Here is a 22,608-nt window from a genome sequence, read left to right as displayed (position 1 = left end):
CTTATTTTTGGGAACGTGTCCTTTTCCTATACATTAGCAAGCAGTTGTTTGCCGGCAAACCATGCCGTAATCCGCTGGTTAACCTGCTCCTCGGTCAGTCCGGAAGGCAGCGCCTCGCCCGCCATAACCAAATCGAACAAACGCTCCATCGGCTCCCGCGGATCCGCTTTCTTTGCTTTCGCATCCTTCAGCTGCTCCCAGGTACCTAATACGAAGATGACCGGATCGATCTCCTGCTTGCCGAAGAAATGATGCAGCCGCTCCACGTCCTCCAGAAACGGCTCGCCAAAGCGCTGCAGCGTATTGCCGCTGAGCAGTGCGATTTCCGCTTCGTACATCGGACGCTCCGTTTTGTCTTCCTTGCCGATCCACGGCGTTTCGAGAATGAACGGCCTTCCCTTCAGCAGCTCGTGATTCACGATTCGCGATACCGCTTCGTGGCCGAGCCAGCCGGAGCCGATCGGAGCATGGCGGTCCTTGCCCGCTCCGCGCGGGTTTTTGCTGTCGTTAACGTGGACGACCGCCACTCTGTCCAGCCCGACGATACGGTCGAACTCCGCAAGCACCCCGTCCAAATCGTTGATGAGATCGTAGCCGGCGTCATGCATGTGGCAAGTATCCATACAAACCGTGAGTCGGTGATTATCCTGAACTTTATCGATGATGGCCGCAATCTCCTCGAAGCTGCGTCCGATTTCCGTGCCTTTGCCCGCCATCGTCTCGAGCGCGATGTTCACGTTCGTCTCCTTCGTGCCCGCGAGCACTTCATTCAAGCCCTCCGCGATACGCGCGATGCCGTATTCGGCATCCTTATCGGTGTACGCCCCCGGATGCAGAACGATGTTCCGTACGCCGATGTAGTCGGTGCGGCGAATCTCCTCCTGCAGGAAGCCCACCGCAAGCTCGAACGTATCCGGCTTGTAAGAGCCTAAATTGACAATATATGGCGCGTGCACGACGATTTCGCCGATGCCCGCCTCCTCCATCAGCTGTTTTCCTTCTTCAATATATAACGAGTCAATTGGCTTTCTTCTCGTATTCTGAGGTGCGCCGGTATAAATCATGAACGTGCTGGAGCCGTACGATATCGCTTCCTTGGCAGCCGTTTGAAGCCCCTTGTCCGAAAATGATACGTGGGAACCTATTTTTAACATGAATTTACGCCCCTTTCGGTTGATCAAACCTTATTTTACAAGGAATGTCGAAATAAATCTAGGAATACGGTATAATTCATAGTTGAGGTGAATGATGCCAATGAACAATGCGCCGGATTGGTTTATGTATTTCATCGTTTTCTGGGCTATCGTCATGGTCGGGGCCATGTCGATCGGCGGTTTTTTTATGTTCCGCAAGTTTCTCAAGGTGCTTCCGATGCGGGACGGCAAATCCAAGCTCGACTGGCAGAACTATTGGGTTGAGCGAAGCCGCAGCATGTGGAACGAGGAGTCTAAAGCGCTGCTGGACGAGCTCGTTTCTCCGGTGCCAAGCGCTTTTCGCGATATAGCCAAGCATTCCATCGCCGCCAAGATCGGCCAAGTCGCGATCGAGCACGGCGCGTCGAAGGTCACGCGCGAGCACTGCATCGAGGGCTACATACGGGCCACTCCGAAACGGGATTACCGCAGCCTGGTCAGCTTTCTTGACCGCCAAGGCATTGACTACAGCCCCTATAAGCATCTCCTTAACAAATGAGTTTAGGCCGCTGCAGGCGGCTTAAACTCATTTGTGTTATGCTTCAATTGACTGGGCAGAGTTTAAAAATTAAGTGTAACCTTCCCCCAGTCCGATTCGTTAATAATTGCAGGAGGTGGTTCACATGATGAACACATCGAAGCGAAGAAGAAGCACGAAGGCAGCAGCGGCAGGCACAATTCTTCTGGCAGTAATGCTCGCCGCATCGGCATGCGGAAACGACGGTTCCGTTAACTTGAATAACGGTCAGCAGCAAGGAGCGGTAAGTCCGAGTCCGGAAGTCGATTTGCCTGACAGCAGCGGCGTGATCGAGCCTGACGTGTCGTCGCCGGAGCCTACCGAGGATGCTGCGAACGACAGCGGTACCGACAATAGCACCGACAATACGGATGAACAAGAAGTGAAATCCGGCGAAGGAACCTATACAGGGCTGATTGACGCCCATTCCATTGAAATCGTGACGGCAAACGGGGCGATGGCCTTTCAAATATCGGAAGACCAAATTCCTCTGCTCGACAGTATTCCGGCCGACGCCAAAGTAAAATTCAACTATACCGAGAAAGCGATCGAGGGCGAACCCGACGTGAAGCAGAATTGGCTGGTCAAAATCGAGGAAGAAAAATAATTGACCGACGGGGAGCGATGGCGGAATGCGTGTTGCAATAGCCGGGGGCAGCGGATTTATCGGAAGCGCGCTGACGAAGGCGCTGCTTGACAGAAAGGACGAGGTGTGGATTATTTCCCGCAGCGGACCGAAGGAGCGCCAGCCGTCCGGCATGCGCCACGTAACCTGGGAGGAGCTCGAGAAGACTCCGGTTCTTCTGGACGGAATGGATGCCATCGTCAATCTGGCGGGCGAAACGATCAATCAGCGATGGAGTGCCGCGGCCAAGCGGCGCGTAATGGAGTCGAGAATTTCTGCTGCCTCACGCATCGCAAAGCTAGTGGAGTCGCTCCGGCATAAGCCTTCCGTCGTCGTTAACGCTTCCGGGATTTCGGCTTACGGCATTTCCGCAGACGGGTTATTCGACGAATCCAGCAAGACGGCCGTCACCGACTTTTTGTCGGAGGTGGTGCAGAAATGGGAACAGGCGGCCGATGCCATTCCTGCCGAGCGGCTCGTCAAGCTGCGGGTCGGCGTCGTGCTGGACAAGAAAGGCGGCGCGTTTCCGCTTATGGCCTTGCCGTACCGCATGTTCGGGGGCGGCCGGATCGGCAGCGGGAAGCAGTGGCTCTCTTGGATCCATCTGGAGGATATCGTGAGGCTTATCTTATTCTGTCTGGACAACGGAGAGATTCGGGGGCCGGTCAACGCGTCGGCTCCCGACCCGGCCACGAACGATACGTTCGGACGGGCCATCGGCAAAGCGATGTACAGGCCCCATTGGTTTCCGGTTCCCGCCTTTGCCATGCGGTTACTGCTCGGCGAAATGTCGACTCTGCTGCTCGACGGGCAGCGCGCCGTTCCACGCAAAGCGCTTGAGCACGGCTTTGTTTTCCATTATCCTACCTTAGATGAAGCCATGAAGGAGCTTGCGGGCCGGTAAGCTTTACCTGCTTGGCGCTTTTGTTAGCCTGACTTAAGCTCGTATGAAGGGCCGTGCAGCCCGGCCAATTGGATGACGTCCCCGATTGCGAGCTTATATGCTTTGTAGGCGATCATGGCCTGCCCGTTCAACAGGCTTCCGTTCCGGGAGCCAAGATCCTTCGCAAGATGCTCCCCGTCCGCACATTCAATCTCCAAATGAAGGCGCGAAATGCCATTCGCGGTATCCGCATAGCTGATTTGCCCGCCCGTCCTCCCGATTTTGAGGCTTCCCTCCGCTATATCGATTCTCGAAAGCTGGCCTTCCCAGCTCCTTTGCAGCCACACCTCATGCCTGTTCTCAACGTGCTGCCGGTCGGCATGCCCTAGCATGACCGTAGGGTCCGACGGGGGGACAGGCTCTGATGGGGAAGCAACGAAAAGCGGATCGTATGAAGGCTGCGCAGCAGGTTCGTCATACGCCCGCACGAACGGATTCCTTCGGTCTCCGCTAAAACCATCCTCCTCTTCCTCATCCTCATCCTCCTGCTCGGTCTCCCATTTATTACGCTCGGCATCCTCGTTCCTCCAGACCCAAATAACAAGCGCGGCGGACAATAGCGTTAATCCCGTGCTGATCAGCAGGCTCCGGAGCGTATAAGCCTCCAAATAAATAAAGCGCCAGCCGCAAGCCGCAGCAACGGCGAGAACGGCCGTCGTCAGCCATTTTCTTATTGAAGGTTTACCTCCCGGTTCTTCCCCTATATATGGCATGTAAACATGATCGTCTGAAACATCGGCTAGACCGGCTTGAATTCCGATTTGCTCACGGGAGCGGTCCGGCTCCGGTTCAAACTCCGGCGAAAGCAATGGGGACGGAGCAGTGCGATTGGATTTCCGAATGGCCGGCCGTTCTTCTTCCGGCAACGGCCCCATCGGCATCATTCTCCCTTCGCCTCCGATCAGTTCAAGCAGCGAAGCCCGCAATTCGGTCAACGGCCATTTGCTGCCGGATAAATGTCCTAACAGCAGCTTGAGGCCGTTTCCGTCGATGTGTTCCACATAGGACGTAAACCGAACGATGATCGACATGAGATCGCCGGCTCCGAACGGCCGCTCACCGGCTCCGCTTTTTATCGGCAAGTAAACGAGCTTTACGTCATGAAGATGCTCGCCGACAAATATGAACTGCTCATGAAGGACGCAGCCCTCGGACCGCAGCATGTAATGCTTGCATTCGCCCAAAGCGTCCGTTATTCCAAGGATTAACGAATAATATTGGGCCATCGTAAGCGACTGCTGCTGAAGCCGGTGCGAGAGCATTTTCATGCCGTCCAGCTTGTAACGGAACGTTATTTTTCCGTCCAGCTCAAACCAATCGACCGGCAGCATATAAGGGACTTGCTGGCTGCTCAGCATCTGAAGCTCGATCTGGTCCAAGTCGTCCCGTTCAATCCCCGTCTCCCGGTCAATTATCATTTCATGACCGCGATTCATCGCAAAATCTACGCGATATCCTGACATTTCGCTATCTCCTTTCAATTCCCCATCAGTTCATGCTTGACCATACGGCGACGGCGGCAGGGGCCACAGCCAGCATAAACGGAAACCGTTTGCCCGAATTCGCCCACTGCAGCCATTGCCTTCTGCGCCAGCCTGCTACAGGTACGACCAATGCCGCGGCCTCGGCTGCGACCCTTTTCCCATACGAACGGTTCGCCAGCAGCAAACAAACGCCGATCGCGCCTGCAAATAAGATCGAATAAAAGATAAGGCTCAGCACCGGCCAAACGCCCGACCACGCTCCGATTGCGGCGAACAGCTTGACATCCCCGGCCCCGATCCCCCTGCAGAGATGGAGCACAAGCAGAGGAATAAAGCCCGCTGCCGCGCCGGCTGCCGCAGCGGCCAGACCCTTGAGGCCGTATACGGCCGCCTGATACAAGAAGGCGGACAGGAAAAAGGCCGCCGTTAACCGGTTCGGGATGATCTGCGATTTGACATCCGTTATAAAAGCGATGATAAGCAGCGCAGCAAGAGCTGCCGATTGATAGGGATCCATAGGCTTCTCCTTTCTGCCGGACTTGACGGTTAATGTGCCGAAGCTCGTTTCTCCACCAAAAAATGCATGGATTCCTTATGATTGGCGTCGCCGGTTTCCGACACGGTCAGCTCCCAAAGGCCCGGCGTCGTATTGCCGGATACGTGCCAGGTCCACGAAATATAACCATCCGCATCCGCTTCGGCTGCGCCGAGATGTTTGGCTTTGCTTGAGCCGCTTTTGTACTTGACATCGATCGATACCGATGCGCCCGGCGCCGTCTTCACGAGAACCGTTGCTTTAAGGCCGGGCCGAAGCGGCTTCGGCCTTATATCCACGATCTGCAGCGGAAGCCGCCCCGTTGCGTCATCGCCGCTCCCGTATCTGGCAGGCGCCGCATCGCTGATCCATGCCCGCTCCAAGGTCCGCCATTTCAAAACGATCGGTCTTCCGAGTAGAGGAAGCTTGACGGGAAACTCATATTCGGCGGCCACGGTCAAATAAGGCTTGCCGGCTGGCTCCATATCCGGCAGCATCAGCTCCGTCAGGCGCAGCCTTTCCGGCTCAATAACCGCCTCGTCTGCGAAATCCCGCAGGAGCGGCTCGACAACGCCGCGGCCCATCTCGGCTGCAGCCAAATTATGAAACGGCCGGAAATCCCCGCGCAGTGCGGAGGATGCGATATCGCCTGCAGGGCTCGGCAGCCAGCCGGCCGCTTCCGCCGCGATCTCCGACCAGGGTGCAAGCCCCGCCGCCCCCGGCAGCGAAGCTAAAGGGTTTGCCGCAGCGGCCTGCTGCAGGGCCAGCTCGGCGGGATGAATATGCGCCGCAAGCTGCTTTGCCGTCTGGGATACCGCCGATTGCAGCGCCATTTGGGCGGCGCATAATCGGACCAGAACAACAAAAACGAGCAGCACCAGCATCAAGAGCGGCATCGCCAGCGAAGCTTCAAGCACAATGGAGCCTTGTTCATCATTCCTTTTAGAGGCTTTAATAGGACCAGCCGATCGTATGCGTCGTCTCATAACGGTTGCCGACAACCCTTCCGTCCAATAATCCAAAGCGGCCCAATACCCTCATCAGTCCCGGTATAAACCACAGCTCCATCGACAAGCGAGCTTCTCCGGATACGCCAGTCGGAACGGCCGAAAGAACCGTACCGCTGTTTTGCTCGATAACCGCTATCATTCTTGCCGTCCTTCCGGCCGAACTCGCGTCGCTGATCAACAGAAACAGCCGCAAATAATCTTCGTAGCTCAGCTCCGTAGCAAGAAATCTGGATAGCGGAGCCGTCCCCCGCTCGCTGAAGGCAAGCATATCCTCCATTGTTTTCTCCAAGCCGTAGACAAGCGCAGCCGATAAGATAAGCAAGGGATGCCCAAGCGCCCGGTTATCGATTAATCCTTCCATCGTCCGAACCGCCAGCCGGGCGGCAAAAAGCTGACCGTAAGCCGCCGCAAGGTTGCCTGTAGGATTATGAAAGCCATAGAGCACATATTCGGCTTCCTGATTATTGAAAGCCGCCGCATGCGCCAGCTCCGTTAAATCTCCTCCCGTCAGCAAGCCTTTCAAATGCTGCGGAGCAAAGGCGGAGAAGCGGCCAGCCGCATATTCGGATTCATAAAGCGAATCGAGCGTACGCTCCAACACGCCCGCCATTCCCGTGAACAAGCTTCCGGACAGCGAGGCGGCCTGGTCCGCGGCAGCATAAGCATTACCGGCCTGCATATAGCCGGCCGATGCCGCAGCTGCCTCCGTATGACGATTAAATAACAGGTTGGCTTCATAGCGCTGCCGAACTTGCTCGAACAGCTCATCGTGCTCCTCCGTCTGGGGCAGAGCAGTCAAGCCGTGCAGCAAGCTTCGCGCCTGATCCCACAGGGCTCCCGCCTGCTGTTCCTGCTCCTTCAGCTTGGCCTTTACGTTACCGGATTCCAGCGACTGTCTCCTGGCGGCTAGGACGAGAGCGGGCCGGATATATTTCTCCTCGTACCCGCCATATGCGAGTCGAAGACTGGAAACCCCTTCCGCCAAATTGTTGTTCGCCGTTTCGCCGAAAGGGCCTGCTATTGCAGCCAAGCTGTTCGATTGAAAGGCGCCGGTCTCCATATGGATGGCCGAAGCCGCCTTGCCTTGCTCGTCAAGCTCCTGCTTATATGACGAAAACCAGCTGTCCTGAAGCAGCAGCTTGTCTGCCTCCTGCCGTACCTCGGCAAGCTCGTTCTCCGCGTCCGCCGGTACCCGGCTTCCCGCCGCCCCTTGCGCACCGCCTTCCTTTACCCGATCAAATCCGCGGGCCGAAGCCGCATGGTCTGCCTGCCGGGCGAGCCCCTGCATCTGCTCGTTCAGCAGCCTGGCAGCCTCCAGATCCTTCACGGCTTCAAGCATCAGCCTGTCATGGAGCCGCTGCATCTCCGAGCTCAACCGGCGCAGTTCCATGCCGACATCCCGAGCTTTCTGTTCGTAAGCCTGCGTTTCTGCCGAATAAAGCTTGTCACCCTCCGCAGCCGCAGACTGATCCTGCAGCATCTGGGCGGCGTAACGCCCATATTCGGCGGCGACGGCGAGCGCGTTGTTCCCGCCGCCTGCGGCAAGCTCGGCCGCGCGGACGGGAATCACCGCATCGATGCCGCTGCCGCTTACAGCCGACGCTGCCTGCTGCTGCAGCACCAGCACCCGGGCAATATGCGCCTCCCGCTGCTCGTAAAGCTTCCGCATGCTTTCCAGTAAGCCGACGGACGCCGCGGCTTCCTTCATTACGCCTGCGATCGGGGCGAACTTCGAAGCAAGATCAAGTGTAAAGCCGACAGGTGCTTTGTATTTCATTTCTTCCTGCACCTGCCTGGTGAAAATTTCATGCTTCCCTAAATATTCCGAGTCATGCAGGCCGGCAGCTTCAAGCCGCATCCGCACCAGCTGAAAGGCACCGTCCTCCGAAGCCGCGTTTCCTTTCGCGTTTTCCTCCAGAACCCCGGAGAACAGCTCCTGCCCGTCGGTTCCTCCCCGCCCGAACAACCCGTACCTCTCGTACAAAAACGAATCGTATGCGGACAAGACGGAACGAACGCCGGTTCTGGCCGCATCCTCGCTTAGCTTATGAAAAGCGGCAATTCTGGCATAATCGATCAGCAGCGAAAAAAATAGCAGCAGCGAGGATAATACGATGACCGAAAAGGTTGTCACGGCCCCGTCTGCCGCGAACAAAAGCCGATTACAGCGATAAGCCTCCGGTCCGCATTTTCCGCTGTTCAAGCTTCCGCTCACCTCCCTGCTCCCTGATAGGGGGAAATAATTTTTCCGGCCTGAGCCTGTCCGGCGCCGCCGCTGCCTGCAAACCGGCTGGAAAAATAGCGGACAAGATCCACGCTCCGGATAAACTCGACGGGATCGACAATGCCGGACGCCGTTACCGTCTTCGGCTCCTTGCTCCAATAGCCTTGCCCGCCTGCTCCGGCAGACAGCGGCTGCTTCAGCTTGACTTCGACGGCTCTTTTAACCAAATTGTTAGCATATTGGATCTGTCCTTCATAGGACTGACCGGTTCGCTCCAGCAGCTCTGCGGCCCCAAGCATTTTGCCAAGCGGCAGGTCCTCTTCGCCTTCTCTACTGTAGCCCGATTGCGGAAGGGTCAAGGACCGGGCCTTATCTCCTGATCCAAGTCCGAACAAGCCGCTTGCAATGCCGTCCTCTCCGAGGCGCCAATATAAGCCGTCGTACCGGGGCTCCGTCAGCATGCCGCTTCGGGGGTCCCGGTGGCTGTTATCCCAGCTGAATGCGGTTCGTTCAGCTGTCGAGGATGCGACGTAATAGAGCGTCACCTTTTGGTACATGTACATGCCGAAAACGATAAATATCAATACGAAAACGAGCAGAAGGGGAAAAACAATCGCGGACTCCAGCGTAAAGCTGCCCTGCTCCTGCCTCAGAAACTGCGGCAGCCTGTGTTTCCTTCTATGCAAGCTCATCGCACCGACCTTTAACTGAATATTTTGTCCGCCTCGTCGTCCGCTTTGCCCATCAAACGCTCGATTAACCCGACGATCCAATCTTTGAACAACAGCGCAATGATAATGACCACCGCGATTATCAAAATGATCTCCAGCGTCCCGAGACCTTCCTCCTCTTCCCAAAACGCACGAACGGCTTGTACGAAATTTTCCATTTTTCATCTTCCTTTCCCGAATTTGATTTATGACATAAGCAAAAAGGCCGGAGCGCCAACCAGAACCATCAGCACAAGCAAAATGCCTACCATCGGAAACACCAGCTTGGAGGAAGCCTGCTCGCCGCGCGTCCTCGCAATCGCCTTGCGCTTTTCCCAAAGCGTATAGGACAGCTCCCGAAGCGCCAGCACAAAATGCTCGCCTCCCCGCCGGTAATTAAGAAGCAGCACCGTCGTGAAGATCGATACCTCCTGCACCGCACACCGGCGGTTCAATTTCTCGATCGCCATATCGAACGGCATTCCGTTCCGCATCGACTCCGCAGCAAGCCTCCACTCCCGGTAAAGGGGATGCCCGTTCCGGTCCTTTCCGTTCAGACATCTAGCTATTGCTTGTTGAACGGTCTCACCGGCACCCACCAGCAGCATAAGCTGACTCAGCATATTCGGCAGCTCCATAATAATCTGCTGCTTTCTCAGCTCGACTCTTTTCCCCGTCTCGATAAAAGGGCGTACGACGAGCAGTACAGCGAATACAGCCCCCATGAGCAGCAGCAGCGGTTCCTGGACCGGCAAACTAAGCCAGGCGCAACTTGTAAAAGCAGCATATCCTTTGCCCGTGCAAGCGGCCGCTTCGGCCTTCGTCCTCTCCAATGTCCATTCGCTTCCGTTCAACACGACCAGCTTCATGTGATAGCTCCCGAGCGGCAGCTGAAAGGTATCGAATGCCTTGAGCCTCTCCAGCTGCCCGGCAAAAGCATCAATTATCAAGAGCCGCTTTAGCCAGTCTCCGGTGCCCGCGGCAGCCGCCAGCTCTTTTACATGCTTATGCCTCAGCTGTTTCAGAACGAGGCCCCCGGCCATATACAGCCAGCCTGCGGTCAGCGACAGCGCGGCTAACGCTTCAATCATCCGGCTCCCTCCTTGCTACATACGGATGCCCATCATCTTCACCATGAACCAAAAGCACAAAAGCAGCAGGATCAGAGCGGCGGTAAGCAGCAGATAACCGGCTCCTCCGTACAGAGGCGCCATATAGTCGGGGGCGGCCAAGCCCAGAAAAGCTAGAAACACGAAGGGAACCGCCATCATGATCCGTCCCTCGAATTTTTTCTGCGCGATCATGACCGATATTTCCTGCTCGGTATCCAGCTTCTCCCCGAGTATGGCCGATGTCCGTTTCATGACCTCGACCAAGTCGCCCCCGGAACGCTTGCATGCGGCGAGCGCATCGGTAAATTGAGTCATCTCCTCGATTTGCGCACGATCGGCCAGACTGCGGAGCGCAGACTCAAGCGGCTCGGCATTGTCCAGCCGGAAGCGGATGATCTGAAGCTCCAGCAGCAGCTCCGTGCGCGGATCGGGGTACAAGAGCCGCAAATCGTCGATCGCCGCCAAAAAGGCATTTTCAAGTGAACGGCCGGCTGCAAGCGAAGAGGTCAACGAGAACAGCGCCTCCTTGAATTGCAGCTTCAGCCGTTCCCTGCGCCGCTCAATCTGCTGCTTCCTCCGGAACCGCGGGACGATGATTCCAAGAGCTGCGGCCGCGCACGATACGGCTGCGGAATGATAGAACAGATACGCCGACACAAAAAACAACAGCGCACCGGAGGTTCCGGAGGCGGCAAACTCCCATCGGCTTAATGCATACGCCCCGTAATCCGTGAGCTTTCGCCCGCCGGACCGAGCTTTACCGTTCGCGGCAGCCGTTTCCCAGCCGAACCATTCCAGCCAGCCCCCTAATCCAAACTTCCTGCGTGCGGCCGGCCTGCCCGCTGCTTCTTCCCCGCTCGCCACCAACGTCTTCCTGCCAGCCGCCAATACCTGTCCGCTCACCCAAGCCCCCCTCCTATTCCACGGCCCGCACTTCTCAGCTTCCCGCTATGAATCAGAGCGTTCGCCGTTCGCTTCAGCCCGCCCAGCACCTTGCCGTTCCGCTCGCCTTCTTCCTCGAACAGGAATAACGGATTAAGCCGGATTTCCCCGCCCTCTACGCCGGCCACCTCGCAAATCTCCTTCACCCTGCGGGAGCGGTCCCGGAATCTGGCCAAGTGGATGACGATATCGATCGCCGAAGCAATCTGCTGCCGGATGACCTGTACCGGCAGCTCCGCGGCGCTAAGCACCATCGTTTCCAGCCTGGCGATCATGTCGCCTGCGCCGTTGCTGTGGCCAGTGCTCATTCCCGAATGCCCGGTATTGAGAGCTTGCAGCATGTCTAGCGCCTCACCGCCTCGCACCTCCCCGACGATAATCCGGTTCGGCCTCATGCGAAGCGAAGCCCGAATAAGATCGCGCATCGTAATTTCCCCTTTCCCTTCCGTATTGGCATTGCGCGTCTCCATGGAAACCAGATTAGGCAGCCTCCTGATTTGCAGCTCGGCCGAGTCTTCGATCGTGACGATCCGTTCGTCGGCCGGGACAAACTGAGTTAACGCGTTGATGAACGTCGTTTTTCCGGTACCCGTGCCGCCGCTGATGAACACATTGTATCCGGCCCCGATCAGGTCCTTCAGAAACGCGGCGGCTTCCGCCGTCAATGAGCCGAGCGACACCAACTGCTCCATCGACAGCGGCTGCTCGGGAAATTTCCTTATCGTCATGCAGGGCCCCTTAAGCGCGATAGGCGGCAGAACGACATGCACCCTTGAGCCGTCCTTCAGCCTTGCATCCACAATGGGGGACGATTCGTTCACCACACGGTTCACGCTTGCCACGACGGTCTGAATGAGGTCTTCCAGCCGCTCCCTGCTCTCGAAGGATACGGATAGAGGCGTCAAGCACCCCTGGCGCTCGACAAAAATTTCGGCATGATGGTTAATCATAATTTCGGTAACCGAAGGATCCTCCATCAGCGGCTGCAAAATATCCAAGCCCCGAAAAGAATGAAACAGCCTCTTAACCAAGCTCACCTTCTCCGTTGCCGTAAGCGGATGGCGCTCGCACCACTGAAAGACGACCTCCTCCGCAAGCTTCATCAAGCTTTCGTCGGTCAGTGCACCGCTGAAATCAATCTTGGAGCGTATCCGGTTCCGCAGCTCCAAAACGACCTCATCTGTCAGCACCTTTAGCCCCTCCCTCTTGGAATAAATAATTGGCGAGCTTCTCCGCCGACGCGCGGAACAGCGGAGACGTCAGCAAACCGGCTTCTCCTGCCCGCCATTCCTCCGCATCCGGAAAAAGGACGGGAACGGCGCTAGGTTCTGTTCGGCTGCGCACCCTGGACTCGGCTGCGGCATCGGTACGGTTCCTGACAATCAGGAATTTCCGGGATATTAAGCGGAACCGCTCGCCCCATTTTTGTTCGCCGTAACGCAGCTTCATCATCCGCTTTTCCGCTTCAGCGGCTTCGCCGTCCGAAACCCAAAGCACCTGCTGCGACAGCTCGAAAACCGCTGCATGAAGCTCGCCAAGCCCGTCGTCCAGATCGACGACAATCAGATCGTATTGGCCGCTGCGAGCAATCGCCCCGATCAGCCCCCGGGCATCGTCCGGGCTCAAAGTGAGCCGGTCCTCCATGTTCGTGCACGGAGCCACATAATCGCCTTTCAGCAGCGGATGGCGGATGCGATGCTCCAGCAGCCATTCGGCCGCTTGCTCGGGCTGCGCTTTCAGCTCGTACAGCAGCTCGGAAAGTCCTGCGGCCATGCCTCCTCCAGCCTCTCTCTTCGGCTTGCCGAGCCATCTCTCCGACGTATTCCACAGCTCTAAATTCAGATAAAAAACGCGGAGGCCGCCGGAGCCTGCGGCATGCGCCAAATGCAGCGCAATTGCGGTCTTCCCCGTTCCTCCGGACGCCGAGTACACCGCTGTCACTTTAGCCGCCTTAGCTCCGCCGCCGCCCCCGCTCACGGAAGGCGCCGCCGGGCCGGACGACTTCACGCCGCCTCTGGTCTGAAGCTCCGACAACCTCTGAAGTAGCAGGGGAATCGGCTGAAACTGAAGCAGCTCCGGCAATTCCCCGCGTCCGGTAAGCTCCTTCACCAGTACAGCCTTCGGAATGCCCGCCGACGCCTCCATCAGCTCCTCCATCAGCACCGGCTCAGCCGCCAAAAAATCAATCGCGTACCCTTGCTTCAAGTATTTCAGGCATGCCTCCGAGTTGGTGAAGGCAATGACCTGAAAGCAAGCGGAAAACGGGCTGTCGCGCACATAATCGGCCAGCCGCTTCGCATATTCCCGTTCGCCTGCCGCTACCGCAAGCTGATATTTTCCCATTGCAAGCCCCCTTCGCGGTCCAAACAAAAAAAGCACCCTATAAGGCGCAGCAAGCTGCGTCCTTATACGGTGCTTCCGTGTTTGAACGATATATTTTTATAAAATTTACCATATGCCTGTCCAATCCGTCAACAGCGGATTTCTTCCGGTCTTCCCGCTTATCTGAAGTATAGGTTAATTTCCCGTTCCGCATTCTCGTCGGAATCCGAGCCGTGAATAATATTGCTCGCCACGTCGATGGCGAAATCGCCGCGGATCGTGCCCGGCAGCGCATCGGAAGGATTCGTTGCCCCGATCAGCGCCCTTGCGTTTTTGACCGCATCCTTGCCTTCCCAGATCATTGCGAATACAGGTCCCGAAATAATAAAATCGACAAGCTCGTCAAAAAACGGCTTCGACCGCAAATGGTCGTAATGATGTTCGGCGAGCGTTCTTGTGAGCTGCATCACCTTCGCATCGGCCAGCTTGAAGCCTTTCTCCTCGAAACGGGCCACGATACGCCCGACCAGTCCTCTTTCGAAACCGTCGGGCTTAACCATTACAAACGTTTTATCCATGTGGATTCCCCCTGTCTCTAACGGTATAGTCATTTATTGGCTAAGCCATTCAATTATAATACCTGCTGTTTCCTCGATCGCCCTGTTCGTCACATCGATAACCGGGCATTCCAGCGATTTCATAATGCCTGCCGCGTAATCCAGCTCCTCCTGGATCCGCTCCGGCGAAGCATATTGCGCCGATGCGGGAAGGCCGAGCGCCTTCAGCCTCTCGGTGCGGATTTCGAGCAGCTGCTCCGGCTGCATCGTCAAGCCGATGACGAGCCTTCCCGGCAAAGGCCTAAGCTCCTCGGGCGGATTCACCTCGGGCATCAGCGGCAAATTCGCCGTCTTTATCCCCTTGTGGGACAAGAAAATGCTCAAAGGCGTCTTCGAGGTGCGGCTGACGCCGATCAGCACGACCTGCGCCTGCATAAAGCCCCGCGCGTCCTTGCCGTCGTCGTATTTGACCGCGAACTCGATAGCGTCCATCCGGCGGTGATAAGCATCATCGATGGAGTGAAGCAGGCCCGGCTCCCGCTTCGGAAAGTCGCCGAACGTATCGACATAAGCCTGCATCATCGGCCCCATCACATCGACGGCGCGGACGCCCGCTCTCATCGATTCTTCCTTCATCAGCTCGCGCAGCTCCGGCTGGACGAGCGTATAGCTGATAAAACCTCCCGTCGCCTGCGCTTCGGCAACAATACGGACAATCTCGTCCTCGGACTTTATATGTCCATAGCGTTTGATCTTTACTTGCTCGGATGCAAATTGCCGCAAGGTTGCCTTTGCTACCGCTTCCGCCGTTTCCCCGACGGCATCGGAGCATACGTAAATCGTTTGCTCTGTCATAAATCCGGCTCCCCCAATTCCCTATCCACTGCAATTTCCGCCAAAAGACGTATAATATTCGACTTCGAAACCCATCCGGTTACCTCCGGATCCGCCGCTTGCCCTTCCCGGGGCACAATGACTGGGAGGCAATCGACCTGGTGGAGCGACATTTTACGGATCGCGTCCATCACGGAGTCGTCGGGCATTAACGTCACGATATTCGGGTAGCGGGTCATCACCATGCTCACAGGAATCGAAGCGGATCCGGGATTGCCTAACGTAATTTTGAGCAAATCCTTGGGCGTTACAATGCCCACAAAACGTTTCTGTTCACCAATAACGAGGAGCGTATCCGCATTTTCCGTAAATAAGGTGATAACAGCGTCGTGCACGGACAAAGAATCAGGCACATTGACGGGAACGCCCTGCACCTCTCTTACCTTCATAGCATGAAACTGCTGCATAGGATCGCTGTTTGAACGATATGTATTGCCTAAAAAATAACCGACCTTAGGTTTCGCATCCAGTAAACCAAGCATGACGAGCAGCGACAAATCAGAGCGCAGCGTCGGCCTGCTGACTCCCAAATACTCCGCCAATTGTTCACCGGTAACCGGCGCATGCCTCTTCACCAGCTCAAGAAGCTCCAATTGCCGTGAGGATAGCTGAATCTTACTCCCCTCCAATCCTTATATGAGTCATAATCGCATATATAACACAATTAATCTTCCAATAATGTATCACAATAATGAAGCATGTACAATAATAGTCCTTTCTATTCTCCCAAAATAATCTTATAGAGCGCCTGTGTCCCGCTGTTTTCTTCGCCAAGCCCGATTAACCGCTCATAAAGGGAACGGGCCAAAGCAAGGCCCGGCAAAGAAAGTCCCAGCTCTTCTGCGGATTCGACCGCAATCCCGATGTCCTTTACAAAATGTTTAATATAAAAGCCCGGGGCGAAATCGCCGCCAATCATCCGCGGTCCGAGATTCGAAAGGGACCAGCTTCCCGCTGCCCCGGCCTCAATGCTCTTCAACACCAGGCGCTGGTCGAGCCCCGCCCGTTTGGCATAAACAAGCGCCTCGCTTACGCCGATCATATTCGAGGCGATCGCGATCTGGTTGCACATTTTCGTAAATTGGCCGGCTCCCGCTTCCCCTTGACGGACAATGTTAACGCCCATCAGCCGAAATACCGGCAAAGCCTCATCGAAGGCTTCGGGTGCTCCGCCTGCCATAATGGAAAGCCTCGCTTCCCTTGCCCCGACGTCCCCGCCCGATACGGGAGCATCCAGTGCGGAAAGGCCCCTTGCCTCGGCCTCCCTGGCGATCCGTTTGGCAAGCGAGGGGCTGGACGTAGTCATATCGATAAGCAGTGAGCCCGGAAGAGCCTGCTGCAGCAGCCCGTTTTCCCCGAAATAAATATGCTCGACGTCGGAAGGATAACCCAGCATCGTGATGATGATGCCAGATTGCTCCGCAGCCTCTTTAGGCGAGTCGCACCACAACGCTCCTTGCTCCAGCAGCGCTTGCGCCCTCGCCTTCGTCCGGTTGTACACGTTCACCCTGTATCCGCCTTTCAGCAGATGAGACGCCATACTTGCTCCCATAATTCCCGTTCCGATAAAGCCGATTGCCTTGTTCTGTGTGCCTGTTTGTGCAGTCATCCCGTAAATCCGCCTTCCATTAGTTTTTGAGCAGAATAGATGAATCCTGGAACATGTGATCAAGAGATAAATCTTTTGCTGTCACACCTGCCGTTCACGTCATCACTTTACTCCTCTGTGATGACATGAGCGGCAGTTATGACTGCTGCAGTATGTACAGCAGAATGGATGTGTGTCGGTGCGGCGTGCAGCCCTGCTGCAGTTTATGCAGCAGATTATTGCCTGAAAGGCTGTATGAGCCTGCATTCGGAAAATTCCGCTGCAAAAGTGCATGCTCACGCATAAAAGTTTCCTTCATGTCAGGTTACTGATGCATTTTGTACAGCGGAACGGAATATCACTCGCAGGCGAGCCGCCTCCGTTCCCGCACAAGACAACGACCCCCAAAGCTGCCGTTTTTTTCAGCAACTCTGAGGGTTTTGCTACTTCATTCTTCCGTATTCCGGATCGTTTCGATTTCACGTCCGATCGCTTCTTCCGCATTTCGGAGCGCCGTATTGACGTCAGCGCCGCCTACGGCGACCTGTTCGGCCGCTTCCGTCACAAACTTCGTCACCTGGTCCTCGTATCGGTGAATCTTATGATTTTTTTGCTGCTCGCCAACAAACACATTTTCTATATGCTTACCTTCAAGCACCGGCACATCGGCGCCGAACTCCTTCTCGAGCTCGGGATTGATGATAGCCGGCACGCGCGCGTTGCGCGAAAGAAGGCGCTGCACCTCATCCGAAAGAATATGCGTGATGGCCAAAAAAGCCTCTTCCTTATGCTTGCTCGTATTCGATATGACGAAGGAATGCACCTGCGCCTCCCGTGCTTTGCCCAGCCTGTCCTCGAAATTGGGCGTAGGCGCGATGTCCCAATTCATCTCCTCGCCCTGCTGCCGCAGCTCCTCCAGCGGACCGACCATATTGGCCAGATTCGCCACTCGGAGCGCCAGATTTTTATCCTTGATGAACGCATCGCGGCCATACGAGAACTCGTTATTTGGGCCTATGTATCCCGGCACCTCGTACGATTGCTGAAGGAACTGGAATATTTTCGTCCACTCCGGCAGCTTAGTCAGAAGCGGATCTCCCGTCTCGGAATCCAGCACCGGCAGCGCCAAATCCCGCATGAGCGCCGTAGGGCCGCCCGTATCGTAACCGATATAGCGTGCGCCGTCGTCGTCGGTTCTCGTCAGCTTCTTCCCGAGCTTCAGCACCTCTTCCAGCGTAAGCTGCTTGCCGTTAGGAGGGTACTCCACTCCGAATTTATCGAAAATATCTTTATTGTAATAGAGAATGGCCTGATTGGAATTAAACGGAAGCGAGACGATTTCTCCGATTTCCCCGAACTCCTTGATATGCTCGTAAAGAACCGGCTTCAAGCGGCTTTCGTCAAACTGATATTTATCAATCCAGGGACGGAGATCCTCCACCACATTCAATCGGATCAGCGGCTGCGGATTAATGATCAGCGTCAAGTCCGGAGCCGGCTTCGTCGTGAACACCTCCTGCACCGTCACGCCTTCCAGCGCTTCGATCCTCTCGATTGTAATATGCGGATATTTTTTGTTTACCGGCTCGGCAATCAGAGTTTTGAATTCCGTATTCGTCAGCGTAGGACCGGTCACGTACAAATATAGCTTCACGGGCTCGGGAGGCGGCGTTTCATCCGCGGAGCCCGCTTCCTTGCCGGCGGGCTCCGCGCAGGACGCCAGCAGCACGATGACAAGCAATGGAACGAACAGCTTAACTGCCTTCCTGCGAGTCAGGCCTTTCATCTTATAGCCCCGCCTTTAGGCCTGACTGGTGGCGGGTGTTCGCCGGACGCACGAGCCCGAGATTCTCGCGAAGCGTCGTCCCTTCGTAAGCCGTACGGAACAGGCCGCGGTTTTGCAGCTCCGGAACGACCTTATCCACGAACGCTTCAAGCCCGCTCGGATACAGCTGCGGCATAATATTGAAGCCTTCCGCGCCGCCGTTTTTGAACCAGCGCTCGATCACGTCCGCCAATTGGACCGGCGTTCCCGTGAATGTAATGTGACCGCGGGCTCCGGCCAATCTGCGCGTAAGCTCGCGGATCGTCAGATTTTCGCGCACTGCCAGATCCACCACCAGCTGATAGCGTCCCTTGCGCCCGTTAATGGCGTCGATGCCGGGCAGATCGTCGATCGGCAGCGGACCGTCAAGCGGATAAGCCGACAAATCGATGCCGACCCGGCCGGATAACCTCCGGACCGCCGAATCCAGGTTGACATAGCCGTTCAGCTCGTCCTCGATATCCCTTGCTTCCGCCTCCGTATCCGCAATAATCGGGCTTAAGCCCGGAAGGATATGCAGCTGATCCGGTGTACGCCCGTATTTGGCCAGCCTCGATTTAACGTCCGAGTAAAACGCCTGCGCCTCTTCCAGCGTCTGCTGCGCAGTGAACACAACCTCGGCCGTCTTGGCCGCCAGCTCCTTGCCCGTCTCCGACGAGCCCGCTTGCACGAGTACCGGATAACCCTGAGGCGGGCGCGGAATATTGAGCGGCCCTTTTACCGAATAGTACTCGCCCTTAAAGTTGATTTCATGCACCTTGCTGTCGTCGATCTGAACGCCGTTTGCCTTGTCGTATTTGACCGCGTCGTCCTCCCAGCTGTCCCACAGCTGCTTGGTCAGCTCAACGAATTCCTCGGCATATTCGTAACGGAGCGAATGCTCCGGATGGGCGTCGAGGCCGAAATTATATGCTGTCGATTCGGTTCCCGTCGTGACGATGTTCCAGCCCGCGCGGCCGTTGCTGATGTGGTCGAGGGATGCGAATTTTCGGGCGACGTGGAAGGGCTCGTAATAGGTCGTACCGACCGTGGCGATCAAGCCGATCCTCTCCGTAACGGCTGCCAAAGCAGCCAGCTGCGTGAACGGCTCCAGCTTGCCGGACGAACGTCCGGAATAGCCGTCGGCTACGAACAGCGAGTCGAGCAGCCCTCGCTCCGCAGTTTGGGCGATTTTCTGATAATGGCGGATGCTCAGCCCCTGCTCCGGCGTGCTGTCCGGATAGCGCCAGGCTGCCTCATGATGCCCTGTTCCCGATATAAAAGCGTTAAGGTGAAGCTTTCGTTGCTGGTTGCTCATTTCTTTTTTCCTCCAAGCGTTTGTAGTGTGGTATAAAAAAGAGACAAGCCTGATGGCCTGTCTCCGGTCGACCGGTCGATATCGGTTAAGTATCGTTGACGGAGGCTGCCTGCCTTTTTCTTGCCGAGCTTGTCGTCAAAAAGGCGCCCCCGATCAGAAACGCTCCGCTCACATAAAAAATCGCAATAATCCCGGACCAAGCCCCAACCATACCGAAAAATAACGGAGCAAGCATTTGGGACAGGCGGTTCGAAGCCATTCTGAGCCCCAGCACCTCGCCGGTTCTGTGCTTCGGGGAAGCATTGTACGTGGTCGTCATGGACAGCGGCTGGCCGCAGCCTAAGCCCGCTCCCATCAAAGCGCTTAGTAATCCGCATAGCAGCGTGTTCTGCGTCAGAGGAACAAGCAGAAAAGCTACGCCTGCGAGCACGATAGACGCCCAAAGAATAGGCTCTCTGCCGAAGCGTTCCGTCAGACGGGCCAAAAACAGCCTGACCAATACCATCGTTAATCCCTGTACGCCGATGATCCAGCCGATCGTCGAAGCCGACATCCCCCATTCGCTGGCGAACAGCGGAAAATAAGCCACATACACATCCCGCGAATACAAAACGAGCGCGCTAGAAGCCAGCGCCTTGCGCAGCGGCGGAATCCGGAGCAGCTCCAATGCGGAGCCCTTCGTCCCGGCATCCTCCTCCTGCTTGCGCTCCCGCCTCAAATGCGGCAGCAGCACGGAGAACGCCATCGGTACAAGGCCGGTCACCGCAGCGATTCCGAACGCGAACCCGTACGAGCCGAAATCTGCAAGCAGGCCGCCGAGTATGGGGCCGGCAATGCCCGAAAGCGCAACGGCCATGCTGAACAAGCCGAAATGGTGATCGCGGTTTTGGGAGTTTGACATGTTTCCGATCAGGTTTTGCAGCGAAATGCTTATAAAAATATGCGAAACGCCGATGAGGGCCTGGGAAGCGTACAACGACCATATTTCCGGAAACAAAAACGGCAGCGCAGTGCCCGCCATCATACCCGCAACGCCAATCCGGACCGGAGCCCGGTCGCCAATCGCATCGGCAGCCTTGCCGATCGGAATCGCGAACAGAAGCGGAAACAGCGCATACGCCGCCGTGATCGCCCCGATCCCGACCGCGTTGGCTCCGAGGCTGATGGCGTAGAGGGTGACGAGCGGCCTCGTTATGTTCATCATCAATTGAAAGCTGAAGGCAATCGCAATTACGGTGCTTAATCTCAAGTGACTGTCACCTGCCCTGCCCCACTCACTCCGAAGAGGCAAGCTTAGCCGCAAAGGAATTTTCCGGATAGGCAAGCCCCAGGTTCTCCCTCAGCGTGGAGCCTTCGTAAGCCGTGCGGAACAGGCCGCGGTTTTGCAGCTCCGGAACGACTTTATCGACAAAATCGTCGAGCCCCTGGGGATAAATCGGAGGCATCAGATTAAACCCGTCGGCAGTATGCGTTTGAATCCATTCCTCGATGACGTCGGCCACCTGGATCGGCGTACCCGTGAACGTAAGATGGCCGCGCGCGCCTGCCAAGCGGTTAACGACCTGGCGCAGCGTCAGCTGCGGATCGCTGCGCAGCATGTCGATGATAAGCTGATGCCGGCTTTTGCTACCGTTGACGGTATCGATGCCTTTCGGATCGACGATCGGCGGAATAGGTCCGTCGAGCGCATAACCCGTCAGGTCGATGCCGATCCTCTCCGACAGCTTGGCGACCGCATCGTTCGCGTCATGGAAGGCGTTCAGCTCATCCTCCAGCTCCTGCGCCTCCGCTGCCGTGTCGCCAATGATCGGACTGAAGCCCGGCAAAATCAGCAGCAGTTCGTGCGACCTTCCATATTTGGACAGCCTGCCTTTCACATCCGCATAAAAGGCCTGCCCCTCGTGAAGCGTCGGCTGCGCCGTAAATATTACCTCGGCCGTCCGTGCGGCAAGCTCCTTGCCGCTTTCGGAGGAGCCGGCCTGGACGAGCACCGGATAACCCTGAGGCGGGCGCGGTATGTTGAGCGGTCCTTTGACGGCATACACCGAGCCGCGGTAATTGATTTCATGCAGACGGCTTTCGTCAAACTGAACGCCGGACTGCTTGTCGAATACAAGAGCCTCCTCCTCCCAGCTGTCCCACAGCTGCTTCGTCACCTCGACAAATTCCTCCGCCCACCGGTAGCGCTCCGAATGCTCCAAATGGGACTCCTTGCCGAAATTAAAAGCGGTTGCGTCCGTATGGCCCGTTACGATATTCCAGCCGGAGCGCCCTCCGCTGATCCGGTCGAGCGATGCGAACTTGCGTGCGACGTGGAAGGGCTCGTTATACGTCGTTCCGACCGTGCCTATCAATCCGATATTCGAAGTGACCGAAGCCAGGGCCGACAGCAGCGTAAACGGCTCAAGCCTGCGCCCGGTGCCCACGTAGCCGTCCGCCATAAATACGGAATCGAGCAGCCCGCGCTCCGCTGTGAGCGCCAGCTTTTTATAGTACTCGAATTCAAAGCTTTGCTCGGGTGTCGTCTTCGGATGCCTCCATGCCGCCGCATGATGCCCCGCCGCTCTCAAAAATACATTCAAATGCACTTGCTTCCTCTGCTTGCTCATCGTTATGCCTCTTTCCGTTTGGGAATAACAAGCGCAAAAAAGCCGGAGACGAGCCAAACTGCTCTTGTCTCCGGCTATCCGGTCGATAAAAACTCATTATTCCTAGTCGTTTAATATGATTTATATGGATGTATAATAGCAACCTTCCTGGCGGTTGTCAAACCATTTTTAGCCGGCAGCCGCTTCCCGATCATGCGGGAGCCGGCTGCCGGCTGCAAACA

The 22,608-nt window shown here is 56.4% G+C and carries 22 protein-coding genes; 3 read left to right on the top strand and 19 right to left on the bottom strand.

Going from position 1 to position 22,608, the window contains the following annotated elements; genetic code table 11:
• Positions 1–26: 26 nt before the first annotated feature.
• Entirely contained in the window at positions 27–1,154 is a 1,128-nt protein-coding gene (locus KP806_RS20525; RefSeq protein WP_224725611.1) for a deoxyribonuclease IV, read from the bottom strand.
• 100 nt (positions 1,155–1,254) lie between these two features.
• Between KP806_RS20525 and KP806_RS20520 the strand changes: the two genes are divergently transcribed.
• The 3 genes from KP806_RS20520 (at position 1,255) to KP806_RS20510 (ending at position 3,239) form a co-directional block, all read left to right on the top strand.
• Entirely contained in the window at positions 1,255–1,692 is a 438-nt protein-coding gene (locus tag KP806_RS20520; RefSeq protein WP_224725610.1) for a DUF2621 domain-containing protein, read from the top strand.
• A gap of 124 nt (positions 1,693–1,816) precedes the next feature.
• Positions 1,817–2,317: a hypothetical protein gene (locus KP806_RS20515; protein ID WP_224725609.1), complete on the top strand. Its 501-nt coding sequence runs from the start codon at positions 1,817–1,819 to the stop codon at positions 2,315–2,317.
• A gap of 25 nt (positions 2,318–2,342) precedes the next feature.
• A complete protein-coding gene (locus KP806_RS20510) occupies positions 2,343–3,239 on the top strand; it encodes a TIGR01777 family oxidoreductase (RefSeq protein ID WP_224725608.1) in 897 nt (298 codons plus the stop codon).
• Between the two features lie 23 nt (positions 3,240–3,262).
• Here the strand turns inward: KP806_RS20510 and KP806_RS20505 are convergent, their stop codons facing one another.
• From KP806_RS20505 to KP806_RS20420, 18 genes are all read right to left on the bottom strand, one after another.
• Positions 3,263–4,741, bottom strand: coding sequence for a DUF6382 domain-containing protein (locus KP806_RS20505; RefSeq protein WP_224725607.1), 1,479 nt, complete (start codon positions 4,739–4,741; stop codon positions 3,263–3,265).
• A 25-nt stretch (positions 4,742–4,766) separates the two neighbouring features.
• On the bottom strand, positions 4,767–5,279 hold the full coding sequence (locus tag KP806_RS20500) for an A24 family peptidase (protein WP_224725606.1): 513 nt from the start codon (positions 5,277–5,279) through the stop codon (positions 4,767–4,769).
• Between the two features lie 29 nt (positions 5,280–5,308).
• Positions 5,309–6,214 (bottom strand): hypothetical protein, encoded by a 906-nt coding sequence (locus tag KP806_RS20495; protein ID WP_224725605.1) that lies wholly within the window; start codon positions 6,212–6,214, stop codon positions 5,309–5,311.
• 34 nt (positions 6,215–6,248) lie between these two features.
• Complete coding sequence (locus tag KP806_RS20490) at positions 6,249–8,510, bottom strand: hypothetical protein (RefSeq protein WP_224725604.1); 2,262 nt, start codon at positions 8,508–8,510, stop codon at positions 6,249–6,251.
• An 8-nt stretch (positions 8,511–8,518) separates the two neighbouring features.
• The gene (locus KP806_RS20485; protein WP_224725603.1) at positions 8,519–9,217 is read right to left on the bottom strand and encodes a TadE/TadG family type IV pilus assembly protein; all 699 of its coding nucleotides are present in this window, start codon (positions 9,215–9,217) and stop codon (positions 8,519–8,521) included.
• Between the two features lie 17 nt (positions 9,218–9,234).
• Positions 9,235–9,420 carry a Flp1 family type IVb pilin gene (locus KP806_RS20480; RefSeq protein WP_224725602.1) on the bottom strand — a complete coding sequence of 62 codons (186 nt, stop codon included), beginning with the start codon at positions 9,418–9,420 and terminating at the stop codon, positions 9,235–9,237.
• Positions 9,421–9,447: 27 nt separating this feature from the next.
• Positions 9,448–10,332 (bottom strand): type II secretion system F family protein, encoded by an 885-nt coding sequence (locus tag KP806_RS20475; RefSeq protein WP_224725601.1) that lies wholly within the window; start codon positions 10,330–10,332, stop codon positions 9,448–9,450.
• A gap of 15 nt (positions 10,333–10,347) precedes the next feature.
• Positions 10,348–11,256 (bottom strand): type II secretion system F family protein, encoded by a 909-nt coding sequence (locus tag KP806_RS20470; RefSeq protein ID WP_224725600.1) that lies wholly within the window; start codon positions 11,254–11,256, stop codon positions 10,348–10,350.
• Positions 11,253–12,482: a CpaF family protein gene (locus KP806_RS20465; RefSeq protein ID WP_224725687.1), complete on the bottom strand. Its 1,230-nt coding sequence runs from the start codon at positions 12,480–12,482 to the stop codon at positions 11,253–11,255. Before KP806_RS20465 ends, KP806_RS20470 begins: the two co-directional genes overlap by 4 nt.
• Positions 12,472–13,638, bottom strand: coding sequence for a P-loop NTPase family protein (locus tag KP806_RS20460; protein WP_224725599.1), 1,167 nt, complete (start codon positions 13,636–13,638; stop codon positions 12,472–12,474). The genes KP806_RS20465 and KP806_RS20460 overlap by 11 nt, the downstream gene beginning before the upstream one ends.
• Positions 13,639–13,796: 158 nt before the next feature.
• Complete coding sequence (gene ndk / locus KP806_RS20455) at positions 13,797–14,195, bottom strand: nucleoside-diphosphate kinase (protein WP_224725598.1); 399 nt, start codon at positions 14,193–14,195, stop codon at positions 13,797–13,799.
• 33 nt (positions 14,196–14,228) lie between these two features.
• On the bottom strand, positions 14,229–15,029 hold the full coding sequence (locus tag KP806_RS20450; RefSeq protein ID WP_224725597.1) for a pyruvate, water dikinase regulatory protein: 801 nt from the start codon (positions 15,027–15,029) through the stop codon (positions 14,229–14,231).
• Positions 15,026–15,661, bottom strand: coding sequence for a CBS domain-containing protein (locus tag KP806_RS20445; RefSeq protein ID WP_224725686.1), 636 nt, complete (start codon positions 15,659–15,661; stop codon positions 15,026–15,028). Before KP806_RS20445 ends, KP806_RS20450 begins: the two co-directional genes overlap by 4 nt.
• Positions 15,662–15,786: 125 nt before the next feature.
• Positions 15,787–16,677 (bottom strand): NAD(P)-dependent oxidoreductase, encoded by an 891-nt coding sequence (locus KP806_RS20440; RefSeq protein WP_224725596.1) that lies wholly within the window; start codon positions 16,675–16,677, stop codon positions 15,787–15,789.
• Positions 16,678–17,104: 427 nt separating this feature from the next.
• Positions 17,105–18,442 (bottom strand): ABC transporter substrate-binding protein, encoded by a 1,338-nt coding sequence (locus KP806_RS20435; protein WP_224725595.1) that lies wholly within the window; start codon positions 18,440–18,442, stop codon positions 17,105–17,107.
• A gap of 1 nt (position 18,443) precedes the next feature.
• The gene (locus tag KP806_RS20430) at positions 18,444–19,778 is read right to left on the bottom strand and encodes an LLM class flavin-dependent oxidoreductase (RefSeq protein WP_224725594.1); all 1,335 of its coding nucleotides are present in this window, start codon (positions 19,776–19,778) and stop codon (positions 18,444–18,446) included.
• 85 nt (positions 19,779–19,863) lie between these two features.
• Complete coding sequence (locus KP806_RS20425; RefSeq protein WP_224725593.1) at positions 19,864–21,027, bottom strand: MFS transporter; 1,164 nt, start codon at positions 21,025–21,027, stop codon at positions 19,864–19,866.
• 25 nt (positions 21,028–21,052) lie between these two features.
• The gene (locus KP806_RS20420) at positions 21,053–22,387 is read right to left on the bottom strand and encodes an LLM class flavin-dependent oxidoreductase (protein WP_224725592.1); all 1,335 of its coding nucleotides are present in this window, start codon (positions 22,385–22,387) and stop codon (positions 21,053–21,055) included.
• Positions 22,388–22,608 lie beyond the last annotated feature (221 nt).

It is taken from the genome of Paenibacillus vietnamensis (assembly GCF_020169515.1).
Taxonomy (GTDB): Bacteria; Bacillota; Bacilli; order Paenibacillales; family Paenibacillaceae; genus Pristimantibacillus; species Pristimantibacillus vietnamensis.
Note: the sequence above shows the minus strand (reverse complement) of the source record. Positions and strands in the feature narration are given on the sequence as shown.

Excerpts from the sequence above, each read along its gene's own strand:
- KP806_RS20525 (WP_224725611.1), bottom strand. The coding sequence starts at position 1,154 with ATGTTAAAAATAGGTTCCCACGTATCATTTTCGGACAAGGGGCTTCAA.
- KP806_RS20520 (WP_224725610.1), top strand. The coding sequence starts at position 1,255 with ATGAACAATGCGCCGGATTGGTTTATGTATTTCATCGTTTTCTGGGCT.
- KP806_RS20515 (WP_224725609.1), top strand. The coding sequence starts at position 1,817 with ATGATGAACACATCGAAGCGAAGAAGAAGCACGAAGGCAGCAGCGGCA.
- KP806_RS20510 (WP_224725608.1), top strand. The coding sequence starts at position 2,343 with ATGCGTGTTGCAATAGCCGGGGGCAGCGGATTTATCGGAAGCGCGCTG.
- KP806_RS20505 (WP_224725607.1), bottom strand. The coding sequence starts at position 4,741 with ATGTCAGGATATCGCGTAGATTTTGCGATGAATCGCGGTCATGAAATG.
- KP806_RS20500 (WP_224725606.1), bottom strand. The coding sequence starts at position 5,279 with ATGGATCCCTATCAATCGGCAGCTCTTGCTGCGCTGCTTATCATCGCT.
- KP806_RS20480 (WP_224725602.1), bottom strand. The coding sequence starts at position 9,420 with ATGGAAAATTTCGTACAAGCCGTTCGTGCGTTTTGGGAAGAGGAGGAA.
- KP806_RS20475 (WP_224725601.1), bottom strand. The coding sequence starts at position 10,332 with ATGATTGAAGCGTTAGCCGCGCTGTCGCTGACCGCAGGCTGGCTGTAT.
- KP806_RS20460 (WP_224725599.1), bottom strand. The coding sequence starts at position 13,638 with ATGGGAAAATATCAGCTTGCGGTAGCGGCAGGCGAACGGGAATATGCG.
- ndk (WP_224725598.1), bottom strand. The coding sequence starts at position 14,195 with ATGGATAAAACGTTTGTAATGGTTAAGCCCGACGGTTTCGAAAGAGGA.
- KP806_RS20450 (WP_224725597.1), bottom strand. The coding sequence starts at position 15,029 with ATGACAGAGCAAACGATTTACGTATGCTCCGATGCCGTCGGGGAAACG.
- KP806_RS20440 (WP_224725596.1), bottom strand. The coding sequence starts at position 16,677 with ATGACTGCACAAACAGGCACACAGAACAAGGCAATCGGCTTTATCGGA.
- KP806_RS20435 (WP_224725595.1), bottom strand. The coding sequence starts at position 18,442 with ATGAAAGGCCTGACTCGCAGGAAGGCAGTTAAGCTGTTCGTTCCATTG.
- KP806_RS20430 (WP_224725594.1), bottom strand. The coding sequence starts at position 19,778 with ATGAGCAACCAGCAACGAAAGCTTCACCTTAACGCTTTTATATCGGGA.
- KP806_RS20420 (WP_224725592.1), bottom strand. The coding sequence starts at position 22,387 with ATGAGCAAGCAGAGGAAGCAAGTGCATTTGAATGTATTTTTGAGAGCG.